Below are 15,682 nucleotides of genomic sequence, written 5' to 3'. Positions count from 1 at the left end.
CGGGACCGAGGTCACCGCGAGCCCAGATCACCGCGCCGCCTGACCGCCGCCGTCACCTAAAATCCTGCATAGCTCCCCGGAAGCCTGTCGAACCCATGAAGATCAGCCTCATCACGCCGGCCGCGAAGACATCCCGCGCCGGCAACCGGACCACGGCAGTGCGCTGGGCTCGCATCCTCGGCGATCTCGGCCATCAAGTCGATGTGGCGACGACGTATGAGGACGATGCGGACGCCGATCTGATGCTGGCGCTGCACGCCTGGCGCAGCTCCTCGTCCATCGCGCGGTTCAAGGCGCGCCATCCGGAACGGCCGCTCATCGTCGCCCTCACGGGCACGGACATCTACCACTATCTCGCCGCGGATCCCGAGCCGACCCTGCGCTCGCTCGACCTCGCGGACCGGCTGATTGGCCTGCACGATCTGGTCCCCGCCGCACTTCCTGAACGCCATCGCCAAAAGGTCGACGTGGTGTTCCAATCCGCCTTGCCTCGTCGACGGCGCTGGGCGGCCTCCGAGGAGGCTTTCGAAGTCCTGGTGATCGGGCATCTACGCACCGAGAAAGACCCGTTCTGCGCCGCCCGTGCGGCCCGGAGGCTTCCGGTGCGGTCCCACATCCGCATCGTCCATCTCGGTGGTGCCCATGAGGAAGTCTGGGCGACCCGGGCACGGGCCGAGATGGCTGACAATTCGCGATACCTATGGCTCGGGGATCGTCCCCAATCCTTGGTGCGGCGCTGGCTGACCCGTGGCCGGGTCATGGTTCTGAGTTCGCGTCAGGAGGGCGGCGCCAACGTGGTATCGGAGGCTATCGCAGCCGGACTGCCGGTCATCGCCTCCGGCATTCCCGGTACCATCGGTCTGCTTGGTCCCGCATATCCGGGCTACTTCCCGATCGGTGACGACGCCGCCCTCGCCGGCATGCTTCTGCGAGCCGAAGAGGATCCACAATTTCTCCGAGCTTTGAGCAATGGAGGTGCAGCGCGCGCATATCTGTTTTCACCGGCGCAGGAGCGCGAATCTCTACGACGCGTCGTCGTGTCGATAAGCATAGAAGTTTGACCCCAGTAGAACTCGCTCTAAGAACTTGAAACTTCGGGAACATGAAAAGTCGAGGCAGGGTCACGATCGACGTCGATCGTGACCCTGCCTAGCTATCCGAAATTCTTAAGCCCGCAATGGCTTAGCCCTGCTCTAGGGTAGGGTCAATTTTTGGAAGCAGTTTCAGACCCGCAGGAAATTTAGACCGATAAGGCGCCATTCTGGACCCGTGTCGGTCAGCCTCAGGGACCCCGGGCAATCGAGTGCCTCCACCACGCAGTCGATGCTGGGTCGACATCACCATCGAAATGCAAGATCCGTCGCCAGCTCCCGAGCACCTCATTCCCAAGGGGATTTTCGCCTTTCGATGGCGCTCCCTCTTTAAGGGTCGCGTTCAGAGCGATACAACGATTCGATGACAGCACCGAAAGAAATCGAACTTAAGTTGGTCTGCGACGCGTCCGACCTGACCATTCTGCGGGAGCACCCGCGTCTTCGGGGCGCCGTCGGCGAGGAGCGGGATCAGCTGAACTCCGTCTACTTCGATACGCACGACGGGCGGCTGCGCGAGGCCGGATACGTCCTGCGGGTGCGGGGCACGAAGGATGGATACGTGCAGACCGCGAAGGGCGCCGGCGACGGATTGCTCGAACGGTCGGAGTGGGAGCGGCCGGTCGAGGGACCGGAACCCGACCGCGACGCCCTGGAAGGTACGCCCCTGGCCAAGTTGCTGGGAAAGAACACGAAGCTCGCGCCTATGTTCACGGTTGCCGTCGAGCGCCTCGCCTATCATGTCGAACAGGGTGCCTCGCGCATCGAGGTCGCGTTGGATCAAGGCCGCATCACTCAGACCGCCGGGAAGCGCGCTTCCGACGCCGTGACCATCAGCGAGATCGAACTCGAACTGAAGGAGGGTTCGCCGGCCGACCTCTTCGACCTCGCCCACGAGATGTGTTCCCAGGTCTCTGTGAGGCTCGGGGTCCGGACCAAGCCGGAGCGCGGGTTCGCCCTGATCGACGGTGAACCGAACGGCATGCGCAAGGCGGAGCCGGTCCTGCTTTTGGAAGAGATGACGGCGGCCGACGCCTTCCGAAGCATCGCCCACGCCTGCTTGCGGCACATGCGTCTCAACGAGGATGTCATCCTCGAACGTCGCGATGTCGGCGCCCTTCACCAGACGCGTGTCGCGATCCGCCGCCTGCGGTCGGCGTTCTCGCTCTTCGGCGACATGATCGCGGACGGCCGGAGCGAGGCCATGCGGGCCGCCCTCAAGCGGCTCTCGGCGCCGCTGGGCCGGGCACGCAACCTCGATGTCTTCCTAACCAGGACCTTACCCGCCGAGCGTGCGCGCCATCCGGACGAGGGTGGGCTGCTCAACCTGGAGAAGCACCTCGAAGCCCAGCGCACCGAGGCCTATGAGGCCGTCCGGAAGACCCTGGCCTCGGAGGAATGGCGCAGGTTCATCCTCGAACTGGTGGCCTGGATCAACGCCGGATCATGGCTCACGTCCGGCGACGACAGGGATGCCCGACGCCGTGATCAGCCGGCGATTGCGTTCGCGGCCGGCGTGCTGGAGAAACGCAGGCGTCAGGTCAAGAAGCGTGGTCGAGACCTTGAGAGCCTTAACGCCGAGGAACGCCATAACGTCCGCATCGCGGCGAAGAAGCTGCGTTATGGCGCCGAGTTCTTCGCGGGCCTTTACATTGATAAGAAAGCCAGCAAGCGCCACATGGCGTTCGTTGCGGCACTCGAAGACCTGCAAGACAGCCTGGGCGATCTTAACGATATCACCACCGGTCACGAGTTGCTTAACGAGTTGACCGAGGCCGGTTCGGGCTCGGCGTTGTTCGCGGCGGGGATGACGGCCGCGGATATCGAGGCAAGGGCAACGAAGCTCGTGGCTTCGGCAGCGAAGGCGCATGAGGCATTGATCGACGTGCGGCCATTCTGGCGTTGATGCAGTGCCCAGCCAAAGACGGTGCCGGCGAGGACGTGCGTCAATGCGGGCGGCGGATGCCTGAGGTGGCTTACTGCTCGGCATGGGACGAGGGCAGTTACGAACCGTTCGCCCGTGTATGCATCCAGATTGGCGCTTGTCATGTGTGGGGACGGCGGCCGGCGAGGGGCGTCCCCACACGAGCCTCGATCCAGCTCGGGGACAGGATGTCGCCGGCCTCTGTGATGATCCAGGTCCGGACGTCCTCCGCCGCCATGGCCTTGCCGGCCGCATCGAGCGCCTCGCGAAGGGTCACATAGTCCTTGCTCCGCGCAATCCTAGCGGGAGTCGTACGAGGCCAGACCGTTAACGCGGCCGCCTGATCGAGGTCATGGATTTGCATGGCATCACGATCCTGGCAGAAGTGCTATGGACTACAATGCTCACGTGACCGGTGTTTGACGCCAACGAAGAGCAATATGATCTTGCAGGACGCGGACGCGCCTAAGTGATCCGTCCTTATTAAGCAGTAGTCCACCATGCCCCCGCGCCCATGGGCGCTCCTAAAGCCGTGCGTTAGGTTGAACGAGGCCAGGCGGAAGTGCGTCCACAGTGCGTGCCCCGTGAACCGCGCACCGACCAGGGTGACCATGTCGTCGAGCACAGGTGGATGCCTAGCGCTTCAGAGCCTGATCCTGGCCACGCACCCGATCTGGATCAGAACAACGGAACGGGCGCCCCGAGAACGTTCGAAGGCGTTTTCATGAGGCACCCGAACCATCAGGGATGAGTGAGCCCTAAATCCGGCCTATTGGACCATGTCGTCCTGGGCCATCTCGGGCATGCCCTGCATGCCGGTGATCGGCGAGATGGCCATCATCTTCCCGTTCTTCAGCTTCACGACGTTGAACTTTCGCCCCGTCTTGCTGTCGGTCGCGACGCCGACCATCATCTGCTGGGGCGCGAACTGCGAGACGGTAAAGTCATGCCCCCACGCTGAAAAGGTTTGCTGGGCCAAAGCATATCCAGATGTTGTGACAATGAGCGCGCCGGCGAGCGTCAGTGTTTTCATCATGACATAACTCCAAAGTTATTATTGGATTTAGACTTTCGAGGAATGTACCAGCGCCGTGAAATGCCGATTGCGCATCAAGACGATGCCCTCCGGCTTCGAACTTCGAGGACGTGCGGTCCAACCCGACGCGGCTGATCCCGCGCAAACCTGCTGGAGCGGGCCAAATCGTATGCACTTCCGATAGGAAACCGCTCCGGGATCTCAGAGCGACCCGACGGACGGATCGGACGCGTTCTCGTGGAGGACAAGCCCTTCCACCTCGTCGACCGCCCGCTCCCAGGGCGCGTCGGCGAGTGCCTTACGGGTGTTCTCGTAACCAGCCTGCCGCCGCGCCGCGATGCCGTCGCGGCTGAAGTCGACGTCGCCCGTATGGTCCTGGCCCTCCACCGGCTGTGCGAGGAGCCGCACCACATGCATGCGCGTCAGGCATCCGAAGCTCTCAAGCTCCCGCACCTCCGGCGTTTGTCGCTCCTCCTCCGGCAGGCGCCTGGCGAGCTCCGCGACGACGTGGCGGAGCCGGTGCAACTGCTTCTGCCGAGTGATGTGGGTATGGGCGCGGCTCGCGTATTGCAGGTCCTTTTGGCGGCCCATCACCTCCCAGATACTGGTTGGCTCCGCTCCCTCCGGATTCCAGATATGGATCGCGAACACCAGGGAGTTCCGGCGCGGGTTGTCGTCGAACACCGCCTCGACAGGCGTGTTCGAGAGGATACCTCCGTCCCAGTAAAGCTGGCCGTCGATGCGGACCGCCGGGAAGGCTGGAGGCAGCGCTCCGGAGGCCATGACATGGCGTAGGTCAAGACGCATGTCCCGGCTGTCGAAGTAACGCATCTGCCCGGTGCCCACGTTCGCCGCCCCCACCGTGAGGCGGCAGCCGCCGTGGTTCAGCGTCGGTTGGTCGACGAGATCCCGCAGCGTCGCCTCAAGCGGGCGGGTCGAGTAGTAGCCCGCCTGCTCGGCACCAAGCGGCACATGCGGCCCGGCAAAGGCAAACGGGTTGGGAGTGAAGAACGGTTCGATCCCTTGCGTGATCGTCAGCCAGTTGGCGGCGTAGGTGCCGAACACCGGCAGCGCCGACAAAGTCCGATGCAGCGGACCATGCTCGACCCGGCTCCAGAACGCATCGAGACGTTCGAGGCGGCGCTCCAGGGGATTTCCCGCGATCAGGCTGGCGTTGATGGCACCGATGGAGGTGCCGATGACCCAATCGGGCTCGATCCCGGCCTCGTGCAGGGCCTGGTAGACGCCGACCTGGTAGGCGCCGAGAGCCCCGCCTCCCTGTAACACCAGCACGATCTGCCCGAATCGCCTGCGCAGGCCATGGGCGAGCGACTCGGGTTCGGGTGCCGTTGGCGCGGAAGACGAGTTCGTGGGAGGTTGAGGTGGGACCGTATCGAGCATGGCATCCTCCATCGCGGTCCGGGCTCGATCCGCCGGGCTTCGGATTTATGTCACACCTCGGGCCGAACTCGGCTCGCGCAGGCCCAATGTCAGGGCCGCCGCCAGGGCGAGCGAGGCCGCCACGCCGAGGACGCAGGCGCCCCAGCCCCAGCGCTCGAACACCTGTCCAAGGACGGCCGTGCCAGCGAGGCCGCCGAGATAGTAGAAAAAGAGGTACAACCCGCTCGCCGACGTCCGCTCTCCCGTTGCGGACCGGCCGACGACGCTCGTGGCGATGGCTTGCGCCAGGAAGGTGCCGACCCCGACGAGGACGAGACCGGCCAGGACGAGCGGGAGGGCCATGGACGTCAGCAGCGGCAGGCCGAGCCCGGCAATCAGCAGGCCCACGGCCAAGCCGCGTCGGAGCCCGAGCCGAGCGCTCACGCGTCCGGCCAGCGGCGTGATCACCAACGAGGGCAGAAAGACGAAGTAGACGAAGCCCAGCATCATCGGTCCGACCAGGAAGGGCGAGCCGATCAGGACGAAATTCACGAAGGTGAACGTTCCCAGGAAGGCGAACAGGATGCAGAAGCCGATGCCGAAGGCGGCCAGTAGCGTCGGGTTGGCGAAGTGTTCAGCCCAGACGGCGAACGGCGAGGTTTGCCCGTGCCGGCCCATGTCTGCGCTCGGTTTGGGCGGGGGGGCTCTCAGCACGAGCACGGCGAGGCCGGCGCCGGCGAGGTTCAGCAGCGCGAAGGCGATGAAGTTCGAGACCAGCCCGAGGTGGTCGACGAGGGCGGCGGCGACGAGCCGGCCGACAAGGTTGCTGGCAACGTTCCCGGTCACGTATGCCGCGAAGGCACCGGCCGCGGCCGACGCGGAGCAAGCCTCGCCCAGGTAGGCGAGGGTCAGCGTGAAGGCCGCCGCCATGCAGATGCCCTGCAGCACCCGGAGCGCGGCAAAGGTCATGAGGTCCGGCAGGGTACCGAGCAGCGCTGTCGGGATGGCGAGAAGCAACAGGCTGACGACCACGCCGCGGCGTCTGTCGATACGCCGACCGAGCAGGGCTACTCCGAGACCGCCGAGGGCCATGCCGAGCGTGGTCGCGTTGACGGCGAAGCTGATCGTGGCGGCGCTCACCCCGTAGGCCTGGGCGAGGGACGGCAGGATGGCCTGGGTTGCGAACAGGTCCACCACGGTCAGGAATGCCATCAGGCCGATGACCAGGTTGCGGACGAGGTCACCCGCGTAGCTGCCCTCGCGCAGCGTAGGCCCGTTCAGGCCGACCGTACCGGGATGGGTCATGGCCCGCCTCCTTGCCTTCTCGCGGCCTCACATCTCGTGAGGATCGCCCTTCACGTGGAAGAGGTCGGCCGACAGAAGGACGGCGGTCGTGCTGCCGGTGTTCTTCCACCAATGCGCGGTGGCGTGCGTCTCCGTCGTCGCCTCGCCGGCCTTGTGGGTGATCGGCACCGCGCACGTGCTCGCGTATTCGACCACCTCGCCTGCGACGACGTATATGATGGCCGGGCGGTCGCCGTGGCTGTGCCAGGGGACGATGCCGCCTGGCTCGATCACCAGCCGCCGCAACCGGAACTGCCGGTCCTTTATGCCAACCGGCTCCTTCACGAGGTCGGTCGAGGCGATCACGGTGTCGGTCACGCCCTTGGCCAAGGCCTTGCTCTCGGCCTGCCCATTGCCGCTCGCGGCCACCTTGTCCGCCGGGCAGGAACCAGCCTGTGCCGTGCTGGCGCCGAGCGCGATGGCCGCAATCGTGATGAGTGAGCTTCGCAGGTTGCATCTGACCGCATTGCGGATCTTCGGGATCGTGGCCATCGCTGCCCTCCTGGATGGACGTCGGAACCATCCCGGTCGGGATGCGCCTGGATCATCCGAGGGTAGCGGCCGCGGCAGAAATGCCGTTACGGCGTAGGGACGATGCCTTGCGGTTATCGGCTCGGCGCCCGCCTCACGCGGATACCAGCGGCTCAGGAGTAACCTCCTCGCCCAGATCGAACCGGCTGGGAGGCCAGCGATATCGGCCGAGCGCCGCCACGAGCGCCGCGAGTGGCGATGACCAGCGCCGGCCCGCAACCGTGACGAGACAGACCTGCCGGGACACGACCGGGTCCATCACCGGCAGCAAGGCGATGCCCGGCAGGGTGACGGAGAACTCGGGCAAGAAGCAGACTCCCATCCCGGCCGCCACCATGCTCTGGATCCAGTCCTCACGCTCACTGCGATGGGACCGAAGAATTCCGGTGCCTTGCTCGCGCAGGAGTTCGGCGAGCCGGTCGCGGTACTCGCAGTTGATCCGCTGCAGATAGATCTGACCTTCCATGTCGCTCATCGAGATCGCGTTACGGCGGGCGAATTCGTGGAGCAACCCGCAGGCGACCGTGAAGCGCTCCTCGTAGATCGGGCTCGCTCGCAGATTGTCGCAGAACCCGTCCGGTTGCGCCATGATCGCCACGTCGAGCTCGCCCGCGAGCAGCATCTCCGACAGGCGGGCCGGTACGCCCTCGATCAAGGTCAACTCGATGCCCGGATGAGCCACCCGAAAGTGGTTCAGGAAGCCGACGAAGCGCATCGGCCCGATGGTGCACATCACGCCGAGCGTGAGCTGCGCCCCTTCCAGGCGCAGGAAGCGAGAGGCGGCCCGCTTGGCGCGCTCGCGTCCCGCGTTCATCTCGCTGAACTCCGGCTCAAGCAGACGTCCAAGATCGGTCAGGTGCACGTGACCGCGCTCGCGCGAGAACAGCAACCCACCGAGTTCGTCCTCCAGCTTCTGGATCGCCCGGGTCAGCGCGGGTTGCGTCACGCTGCAGCGCTCGGCCGCCTTGGTGAAGTTGCCTAACTCGCTGACCGCGAGAAAGTAACGGATCTCGTGGATCTCCATCGCCGCCTCCTACCCCCCGTTGCTTTTCAACTCGCCCTCGACACCGGCGATTGCGAATAATGAAAACGCATCGACCCAATTACGCCTCGGCATTGGCGCGCACGAGACTTGAGCGATCAATCTCCATCGGAACCCGCCATAGTCCATCAGGGCAACAGCAATGTTACGGATACTTCAGTCGGCCGGGCTCGACCGGACCGGAACGACGCGTCCGCTCGACGGGCGCGTGGCCATCGTCACCGGTTCCACGAGCGGCATCGGGCTTGCCATAGCCAACACCTTGGCCGAGCAGGGCGCCTTGATCGTAATCAATGGCCTCGGCGACGAGGCCGAGATCACGCGCCTCTGTCACGATCTGAGCGAGCGGCACCAGACGTCCGTGCGCTACGACGATGCCGACCTCTCGCAGCCCGGCGCCGTCATGGACCTCGTCGACCGTTCGGCGCGCGCACTCGGGCCCGTCGAGATCCTCGTGAACAATGCCGGCATCCAGCATGTCAGCCCCATCGAGGAGTTCCCGCCCGAAAAGTGGGACGCTATCTTGGCCATCAATCTTTCGGCGGTGTTTTACGCGACGCGCTCGGTGCTGCCCGACATGCGTCGGCGCGGCTGGGGCCGGATCGTCAACGTGGCCTCGGCGCACGGGCTGATCGGATCGCCGTTCAAGAGCGCCTACGTGGCGGCCAAGCATGGCGTCGTGGGGCTGACCAAGGTCACGGCCCTGGAGACTGCCGAGGTCGGCATAACCTGCAACGCGGTCTGTCCCGGCTACGTCTGGACCCCGCTCGTCGCGGATCAGGTGCACGCGCAGGCGGCCGCGCACGGCATCTCGGAGGAGGAGGTCGTGCGTCAGGTGTTCCTCGCCGAGCAACCGAACAAACGCTTCGTCACCGTCGAGGAGATCGCCGGTACCGTCGCCTTCTTATGCAGCCCGGCAGCGGCCTCGATCACGGGCGCCTCGATCAACGTCGACGGTGGCTGGACGGCCCATTGAGGAGGCAGCGCGCCGACCCTTCCCCATGCAACGCTGGCCTTCCTCCAACCGGCGGCTTTTAGGCTGGGGAGGTCCATTTTCGGCCTCGCGGTCATACGGGTAAGGAACGCTGCTCCCCCTGGCGGGCATCGGCGCACCTCAGGCGCCCGGAACAAGCACGCCTGAACGTCGGGTTGGCAAGTCTTCCTGAGCGACGGCTACGAACGAGCGTCCGGCGGGCCGGAGGCAGGGCGGCGCCGTGCGGCGATATCTGTCGCCACACGGCGGATCTTAGCTCCCCGGGACGGATGTCAGCGGGTTGAGCCGGTATGGTTGCCATACATCATTTCCGAATCGTCCGCATAGGAGAGCCGGTCTCCCAGTTTCTCGATCGACTGCATGGCCATCATCTTGCCGTTCGGTAACTTGACGACGTTGAACGTCCGCCCGGTCTTCTTGTCCTTGGCGGTGGCGACGGGAAGCTGTCGGGTCTCGAACGGGCTGAGTTCGACGTCCGAACCGGCGACGCTCAATTCCTTGAGCGTCTCGGAAGTCGCGGGCAAGGCCGTCAGAGCGCCCATCAGGGCGAGAGCGGCGACGGGAATACGGAAATTGCGAGACATTTCATTTTCCTATCAAGGGCGACCTTTCGCTGGAAAGGTCAGGTAATCCCCGCGATGGTGATCCCGAGGTTCTTCGGGCCGCGGAGGGAAGCGCCCGGCCGGTAAGGCGGCGGGTCATCTAGGAGCCGGGGGGCGACGAGGCGCCGGCAGAGCGTCACGAGAGCGATCTCAGCCTCGATGCGCGCCAGGGGTGCCCCGGCGCAGTAGTGAAGCCCGCCGCCGAACCCGAAATGCTGGTTGTCCCGGCGATCCGGATCGAACCGGTCCGCGTCCGCGAAGCGTGCCGGGTCACGGCTCGCGGACGCGAAGAGCAGGATTACTGGCGATCCCGCCGGGATCGTCACCCCCGCCACGTCGATGGCACCCAGCGCCTTGCGGGTGCGAAAGTGGACGGGGGGCTCGTAGCGCAGCATCTCCTCGATCACGCGGGGTGCTCGCGCGGGGTCAACCTTGAGCCTTTCAAGCTCGTCCGGGTGCCTGAGCAGGGTGAGCATTCCGTTGGTGATGAGGTTCACCGTCGTCTCGTGGCCCGCAACGAGAAGCAGGATCGCTGTCGAGATGAGGTCGATGTCCCCCATCGCCGGACGACCTTGGCCGCCACGGGCGGCGAGGCCGCTGAGCATGTCGTCAGCCGGCCGCCGACGCTTCTCGCGGATCAGCCGGCGCATGTAGTCCGAGATCGCATCGAAGGTCGCGGTGATCTCCCGCCGCCCCGCCTCGTCGTGGCGCGCGTCGGGCTCCAGGGCCGTCGCGAGGCGGATCGCCCAGGCATGGAACTGCGCCTCGTCGGCCTCGGGCACGCCGAGAAGCTCGCAGATAACAGCGACGGGAAGGGGATAGGACAGGTCGTCCACGAGGCAGACCGTGTCGCGGCCCCGGCACGCGTCGATCAGGGTATCGACGAGCCGGGCGACCTTGGCGTGGGACTCCCGCACCCGGGCGATGGTGAACTCCTTCATCACGAAGTCGCGCAGGGTGTCGTGGTCGGGCGGGTCGCGAAAGATCAGCGGACGGTGGGCGTTGACCACTCGGTTCCTGATCGGGTTGAGGATCCAGTCCCTCAGGGGGTTGCCCGTGGGGGGCCGCCGGGAGGGCGGCAGGTCTTCGGAGCTGAGCCGGGGATCGAAGATGAGGCTCCTCACTGCGGCATGGGTACTGACGACGAAGCTGCCGTCGGCTTGGCGGGAGACCGGCGTCTCGCGTAACCTTCCGTACAGCGGGTAGGGATCCGGCCGGTTCCTCGGGTCGAGGACCTGCGCAAACAGCGTGTCGTCACCCATGGGCCGCCTCCAGGGTCGGCGCGGCCTGGTCGGTGGAACGCCGCGGGACGGGGAAGCCAGGCTCCAGCCACTCGATCCGCGGCTGGTCGGTGGCGCCGAGGATCGGCGGGAAGGCCGACCCTGCGGCGACGGCCTCGGCATAGGCGGGTAGCCAGCGCGCCTGATCGAAGGAGACGGCGGCGACGCTGCGCCCGGCCCTGCCGTAAACCGCCAGGAACCGCTGCGAGGCCCGCGCCCCCTGGACGACGGCCAGGGCGTCCGCCCCCTCGGTGAGGCCGACGAGCTTGATGTTGAGGCCGAACTGGCTCGACCAAAAGGCCGGCAGGTGGCCGTACGGAGGCTGTTCGGAGGGACGGGCCAGCATGTTGGCGGCCGCGTGCCGGGCTTGGTCCACCGCGTTTCCCCAGTGCTCGACCGTCATCGGGCGATTGCCGGTGAGGGGGTTGGGCCAGCGCGCGACGTCGCCGGCCGCGTAGATTGCGGGATCGAGCTCACCCGCGAGGGTCATCGCCCGGCAGGCTGCGTCGCAGGTCAGGCCGCCCGCATCGGCGCGGAGGCCCGCCGCGGCGAGCCATCCGGTTTCGCGCGTCGCGCCGAGGGCCACGATGACGAGGTCCGTCGCGATCGTTGCGCCGCCCGGCAAGTGAGCGCGGCGCACCCCGCCCTTCTCGCCGGAGAACGAGTGAATCTTGGTGTTCATGCGGATGTCGACGCCGGCGTCCCTCATCCGCCCGGCGAGCGTGCCACCGATGACGGTCCCGAGCAGGCGAGCGAGGGGCGTCGGGTTGGGGTCGACGAGGGTGACGTCCAAGCCAAGGTCTCGGCAGCATGAGGCCGCCTCGCAGCCGATCAATCCGGCACCGACGACGAGGACGCGACCGGGACGCTGCGCGAGGGCATTCCGCAGGGAGCGGGCGTCCTCCACCGTGCGGATCGTGAATATCCCGGCGAGGTCCGCGCCCTCGCCCGGCCATGTCCGCGCCCTCGCGCCGGTGGCGATCAGCAGCGTCTCGTAGGGGAGCGTCGCGCCATCGGCGAGGCGAACCACCCGTCGCTCCCGGTCGAGGGCCACCGCTGGCTGGCCGAGCCGCCACCGGGCGCGCAGGCTGCGGAGCTGGGGCAGCTCGGTGGCCTCCGGCGCGAGTTCCCCCGCCAGGACATGCTTCGACAGGGGCGGCCTGTCGTAGGGCCGGTGGGGCTCGTCGCCGACGATCGTCAGGGGGCCATCGTAGCCCCCGTCGCGCAGCGCCTCCGCGCCCCGCAGCCCGGCGAGCGAGGCCCCTACCACCACGATGCCCGGGCGCTGCACGCCGATCACAGTTCGGCCTCCTCGGTCAGGCCCGCGGACTCGACCTCGATGGCCCGGACGGGGCAGGCCTGTTGCGCCCGCTCGATCTGCTCCCGTTTCGCCTCCGGCGGGGCGGGGTCGTAGAAAAGGATCTCGTGGCCCCGCACCTCGAAATGCTCGGGGGCAGCGTAGCAGCACTGGGCGTAGCCCTGGCAACGGTTGAGATCGACCACGACGCGCATTCACGAGGCTCCGAACGTGTGGACGGATGAGCGGGGGCGAGGCTCGGATGTTTTCTGCGGCAGGGAGGCGGGCGAGGCAGCCTTGTCGCGGTGGAAGAGCTCGTCGATGGCGCCGAGAATTTCCCGTCCGGCATCCAGCTCCTCGAAGTCGGCAGCCATCGCCTGCGCCCGGCGCCGGAAGCCGGGTTCGGAGAGCACCCGGTCGATGGCCCCGCCGAGGACCGCGCCCGTCGGCGTGCTCGTCCCGAGGTCGATCCCGACACCCGACCAGCCGACGCGGGCGGCGACCTCCGCCTTGTCCTCCGTCTTGCCCGCCGCCACGATGGGCACCCCGGCGGCCAGCGATTGCAGGACGCTGCCGTAGCCCCCGTTGGTCACGAACACGTCGACCTTGGGGAAGATCGCGTCGAAGGGCAGGAACGATGCGACCCGGGCGTTCGGCGGCAGCTTCGTCCCGAGGGCATCGACGGACTTCCCGCCGGTCGTCGCGACGACGAGGAGGTCGTCCCGGTCGGCCAAGGCGGCGAGCGTCGGCACGACGAGCTGCGTGAGGTCACCGTTGGCCAGGGTACCCTGAGTGACGAGGACCACTGCCCTGTCGCCGTCCAGTTCGTCCCACCAGGACGGGCGCGGCGCCAAAGACCGGCCAAGGGGGAGAAGGCCGATGAAGCGCAGGTTGCGCGGCGGTGCCCGGCATTCGAACTCGAAGCCCGGCACGCCTTGCTGGAGGAAAACATCGGGCAGTTGGACGATGGATTGCGTGAGGGAAGCTGGGAGGGGCGGCAGACCCAACGCCGCGAGCCGCCCGTCGGCATGGGCCCGAACAGGCCCCACGAACCCCAGGTCGATGGCGGCGCCGAGCGTCAGGTAGCGGGCGCGCTCGTTCTCGTCCCGGGCGGGGGGCAGCCCGAGACCGACCGGGGCGCCGTCCGCCCTGTCGAGGAACAGGACGCTGACGTTCAGGACGACGATGCGCGGCCGCGGCCGGCTCGACTGGAGTAGGGGCAGCACGCCAAGGAACATGCTGCCGGCGACGATCATATCCGGAGCCTCGTCCTCGATCAGCTCGCGCAGTAGGGCGGCCTGGCCCGGCATGGGGTCGATGAAGCGCCGGGCGAACTCGTTGCTCCAGCGCTCCGGGCCGGGCGGCAGGTGGGGTTCGAGGTAGCTGGCAGCCCCATGGTCCGGGCAAGGGATGAAGTGGAAACCCGCTGCATGGACTTGCGGGGCGAAGGCGGGATCGGTGACGAAGGTGACCGAGTCACCTCGGTCGGCCAGCAGGCGGCCGACGGCGAGCATGGGATTGACGTGGCCCGTGAGCGGCGTCGCGGCGAGCAGGACTTTCACGGTAGCCTCCTGAAGCACCGGAATGGATGCCCGTTCATTCGCGACAGGAAAGGTTCTGTTACCGTGCGCGAATCCATCGCGTGCGCCCAAGCACCGGGGACGCTCATGTCCAGGCCCGCAGGCGGCCCGTCTCCAGCGCCTCCCGGGCGCAGCGGTAGCCGAGCTCGGCCGTCGTCTCGAAGCTCGACCACGCCCGTAGGTCCACCCCCGCAAGGGCGGGCTTGAGCAGGATCGCCGCGCGGGTCACGGCCGCGATGGTCTGGGCGCCGCTCGACACCGTCGCGGAGCGCAGGAGCAGATGGGCGATACCGGGGAGCTGATCCGAGATGCCGAGGATGCGTCGGACCGCCCGGGCGCCCATGCCACGCCGCGGCATGGCCTGGAAGGCGCTGTCGCTGCCGACATCGACGGCAAGCACCGGGCCGCGGTCGAGGTCCGCCATCACGTCGGCGGGCAGGTTGTTCATCATGCCGCCATCGACGAGGATGCCGTCTTCGCTCGCCACCGGCGGCAGCAGGCCGGGAATGGCGATGCTGGCACGGATTGCCCGGTCGAGGGCGCCGACCCGGTGGACCATGGCCGTGCCCGTCGTCAGGTTCGAGGACACGCAGAAGAAGGGACGCCAGAGATCCTCGATGCGGGCATCCCCGAACCGCTCGGCCAGCCCCGCATCCACCTTGGCGCCCCTGGTCAGTGCGTGGAACGGCAGCGTGTAATCGTTGAGGGGGTTGCGCCCGACGAAGGATGCCACCGTGTAGGTCTCGATCTCGTCCAGGCTCAAGTCCATCGCGACGCTGGCGGCCAGGATCGAGCCCATGCTGGTGCCGCCGACGAGGTCGATGTCGAGCCCCGCCTCGGCAAGGACCCGCAACACGCCGAGATGGGCGAGGCCGCGGGCCCCGCCGCCGCCGAGGACGAGGGCACGCGCGTGGCCGGAGGCGATGCGGGCCAGCCGCGCGAAGTCGCTCCCGTGGTTCTCCCGGACCTGCAGGCGCAGGGCGAAAGGCAGCGCGGCGACCTCGGGATGGAGGGGGCGCGGCAGGCGGATATCGGCCGGCTGTGCCACTGCAAGGTCCATGCGGATCCAGTCGGAGCGGATCGAGGCTAGGTAGGCAGCGGCCCCGGGCCGGGGCGGAGCGCCGGGCTCGGCCAGCAGCAGGACGTGGTCGGCATGGCGTAGGCAGAGCTGACACCAGGGGCAGTCGATCCGGTGCGCGACGAAGACCGTGCGGTCGTGCGCCTGCTCGTAGCGGTGGAACCATGCCTCATCGGCCTCCGGCGGCCATTCGGTGAGGCAGCCGGTCCGCCCGGGAAGCGCGGCATCCAGCGCGTGGGCCAGCCTCTCGCCGAAGGGCGCGGCCCTGAGCCCCTCCGTCACCGCCATCAAGGCGAAGCTCCGCGGCGCATGCCCCAGGGTCACTCCGGTATGAGCGGTGGTCAGCCGCTTCGCCAGGATGCGGGCGAAGTACAGCAGCGTACCGGGATGGCGGGTGATCAGATCTTCGAACCCCGCCCGAGGGAGCCGGAGGTCGTGTCCGTCAATGAGGTGGAAATTCGGGGTGGAGTTGGAGCGGCCATCGGTCAGGCGGCCTGAGGTGG

The 15,682-nt window shown here is 67.2% G+C and carries 15 protein-coding genes; 3 read left to right on the top strand and 12 right to left on the bottom strand.

Annotation, left to right across the window (positions count from 1 at the left end):
- The first annotated feature begins 95 nt into the window (after positions 1 to 95).
- Complete coding sequence (gene senB / locus K2X24_RS02170; RefSeq protein WP_012457150.1) at positions 96 to 1,061, top strand: selenoneine biosynthesis selenosugar synthase SenB; 966 nt, start codon at positions 96 to 98, stop codon at positions 1,059 to 1,061.
- Positions 1,062 to 1,455: 394 nt separating this feature from the next.
- Positions 1,456 to 2,997, top strand: a complete 1,542-nt coding sequence (locus K2X24_RS02165) for a CYTH and CHAD domain-containing protein (RefSeq protein WP_012457151.1) — start codon at positions 1,456 to 1,458, stop codon at positions 2,995 to 2,997.
- A 139-nt stretch (positions 2,998 to 3,136) separates the two neighbouring features.
- Here the strand turns inward: K2X24_RS02165 and K2X24_RS02160 are convergent, their stop codons facing one another.
- The 6 genes from K2X24_RS02160 to K2X24_RS02135 form a co-directional block, all read right to left on the bottom strand.
- The gene (locus tag K2X24_RS02160; protein ID WP_230366166.1) at positions 3,137 to 3,292 is read right to left on the bottom strand and encodes a hypothetical protein; all 156 of its coding nucleotides are present in this window, start codon (positions 3,290 to 3,292) and stop codon (positions 3,137 to 3,139) included.
- Between the two features lie 492 nt (positions 3,293 to 3,784).
- The gene (locus K2X24_RS02155; protein WP_012457154.1) at positions 3,785 to 4,051 is read right to left on the bottom strand and encodes a hypothetical protein; all 267 of its coding nucleotides are present in this window, start codon (positions 4,049 to 4,051) and stop codon (positions 3,785 to 3,787) included.
- A gap of 201 nt (positions 4,052 to 4,252) precedes the next feature.
- The gene (locus tag K2X24_RS02150) at positions 4,253 to 5,452 is read right to left on the bottom strand and encodes a patatin-like phospholipase family protein (RefSeq protein ID WP_082773265.1); all 1,200 of its coding nucleotides are present in this window, start codon (positions 5,450 to 5,452) and stop codon (positions 4,253 to 4,255) included.
- Between the two features lie 45 nt (positions 5,453 to 5,497).
- Positions 5,498 to 6,736, bottom strand: coding sequence for an MFS transporter (locus K2X24_RS02145; RefSeq protein WP_082773257.1), 1,239 nt, complete (start codon positions 6,734 to 6,736; stop codon positions 5,498 to 5,500).
- 27 nt (positions 6,737 to 6,763) lie between these two features.
- The gene (locus tag K2X24_RS02140) at positions 6,764 to 7,267 is read right to left on the bottom strand and encodes a cupin domain-containing protein (RefSeq protein ID WP_063986894.1); all 504 of its coding nucleotides are present in this window, start codon (positions 7,265 to 7,267) and stop codon (positions 6,764 to 6,766) included.
- Between the two features lie 133 nt (positions 7,268 to 7,400).
- Complete coding sequence (locus tag K2X24_RS02135) at positions 7,401 to 8,330, bottom strand: LysR family transcriptional regulator (protein WP_063986895.1); 930 nt, start codon at positions 8,328 to 8,330, stop codon at positions 7,401 to 7,403.
- Positions 8,331 to 8,490: 160 nt separating this feature from the next.
- On the opposite strand from K2X24_RS02135, the gene K2X24_RS02130 reads away from it, so the two are divergent.
- Positions 8,491 to 9,324 (top strand): 3-hydroxybutyrate dehydrogenase, encoded by an 834-nt coding sequence (locus K2X24_RS02130; protein WP_063986896.1) that lies wholly within the window; start codon positions 8,491 to 8,493, stop codon positions 9,322 to 9,324.
- A 290-nt stretch (positions 9,325 to 9,614) separates the two neighbouring features.
- Here the strand turns inward: K2X24_RS02130 and K2X24_RS02125 are convergent, their stop codons facing one another.
- The 6 genes from K2X24_RS02125 to K2X24_RS02100 all read right to left on the bottom strand — a co-directional run.
- The gene (locus K2X24_RS02125; protein WP_063986897.1) at positions 9,615 to 9,926 is read right to left on the bottom strand and encodes a hypothetical protein; all 312 of its coding nucleotides are present in this window, start codon (positions 9,924 to 9,926) and stop codon (positions 9,615 to 9,617) included.
- A 38-nt stretch (positions 9,927 to 9,964) separates the two neighbouring features.
- Positions 9,965 to 11,206 carry a cytochrome P450 gene (locus K2X24_RS02120; protein ID WP_063986898.1) on the bottom strand — a complete coding sequence of 414 codons (1,242 nt, stop codon included), beginning with the start codon at positions 11,204 to 11,206 and terminating at the stop codon, positions 9,965 to 9,967.
- On the bottom strand, positions 11,199 to 12,524 hold the full coding sequence (locus K2X24_RS02115; RefSeq protein WP_230366165.1) for an FAD-dependent oxidoreductase: 1,326 nt from the start codon (positions 12,522 to 12,524) through the stop codon (positions 11,199 to 11,201). The genes K2X24_RS02120 and K2X24_RS02115 overlap by 8 nt, the downstream gene beginning before the upstream one ends.
- On the bottom strand, positions 12,521 to 12,736 hold the full coding sequence (locus K2X24_RS02110) for a ferredoxin (protein WP_066921024.1): 216 nt from the start codon (positions 12,734 to 12,736) through the stop codon (positions 12,521 to 12,523). The genes K2X24_RS02115 and K2X24_RS02110 overlap by 4 nt, the downstream gene beginning before the upstream one ends.
- A complete protein-coding gene (locus tag K2X24_RS02105; RefSeq protein ID WP_230366164.1) occupies positions 12,737 to 14,083 on the bottom strand; it encodes a glycosyltransferase in 1,347 nt (448 codons plus the stop codon).
- Positions 14,084 to 14,186: 103 nt separating this feature from the next.
- The coding region (locus tag K2X24_RS02100; RefSeq protein WP_292494201.1) for a patatin-like phospholipase family protein at positions 14,187 to 15,682 on the bottom strand (1,496 nt) is incomplete at its 5' end.

This window comes from Methylobacterium sp. (assembly GCF_019750675.1).
Lineage (GTDB): Bacteria > Pseudomonadota > Alphaproteobacteria > Rhizobiales > Beijerinckiaceae > Methylobacterium.
This window is presented reverse-complemented; position numbering and strand designations above follow the sequence as displayed.

Excerpts from the sequence above, each read along its gene's own strand:
- senB (WP_012457150.1), top strand. The coding sequence starts at position 96 with ATGAAGATCAGCCTCATCACGCCGGCCGCGAAGACATCCCGCGCCGGC.
- K2X24_RS02165 (WP_012457151.1), top strand. The coding sequence starts at position 1,456 with ATGACAGCACCGAAAGAAATCGAACTTAAGTTGGTCTGCGACGCGTCC.
- K2X24_RS02155 (WP_012457154.1), bottom strand. The coding sequence starts at position 4,051 with ATGATGAAAACACTGACGCTCGCCGGCGCGCTCATTGTCACAACATCT.
- K2X24_RS02150 (WP_082773265.1), bottom strand. The coding sequence starts at position 5,452 with ATGCTCGATACGGTCCCACCTCAACCTCCCACGAACTCGTCTTCCGCG.
- K2X24_RS02145 (WP_082773257.1), bottom strand. The coding sequence starts at position 6,736 with ATGACCCATCCCGGTACGGTCGGCCTGAACGGGCCTACGCTGCGCGAG.
- K2X24_RS02140 (WP_063986894.1), bottom strand. The coding sequence starts at position 7,267 with ATGGCCACGATCCCGAAGATCCGCAATGCGGTCAGATGCAACCTGCGA.
- K2X24_RS02135 (WP_063986895.1), bottom strand. The coding sequence starts at position 8,330 with ATGGAGATCCACGAGATCCGTTACTTTCTCGCGGTCAGCGAGTTAGGC.
- K2X24_RS02130 (WP_063986896.1), top strand. The coding sequence starts at position 8,491 with ATGTTACGGATACTTCAGTCGGCCGGGCTCGACCGGACCGGAACGACG.
- K2X24_RS02125 (WP_063986897.1), bottom strand. The coding sequence starts at position 9,926 with ATGTCTCGCAATTTCCGTATTCCCGTCGCCGCTCTCGCCCTGATGGGC.
- K2X24_RS02120 (WP_063986898.1), bottom strand. The coding sequence starts at position 11,206 with ATGGGTGACGACACGCTGTTTGCGCAGGTCCTCGACCCGAGGAACCGG.
- K2X24_RS02110 (WP_066921024.1), bottom strand. The coding sequence starts at position 12,736 with ATGCGCGTCGTGGTCGATCTCAACCGTTGCCAGGGCTACGCCCAGTGC.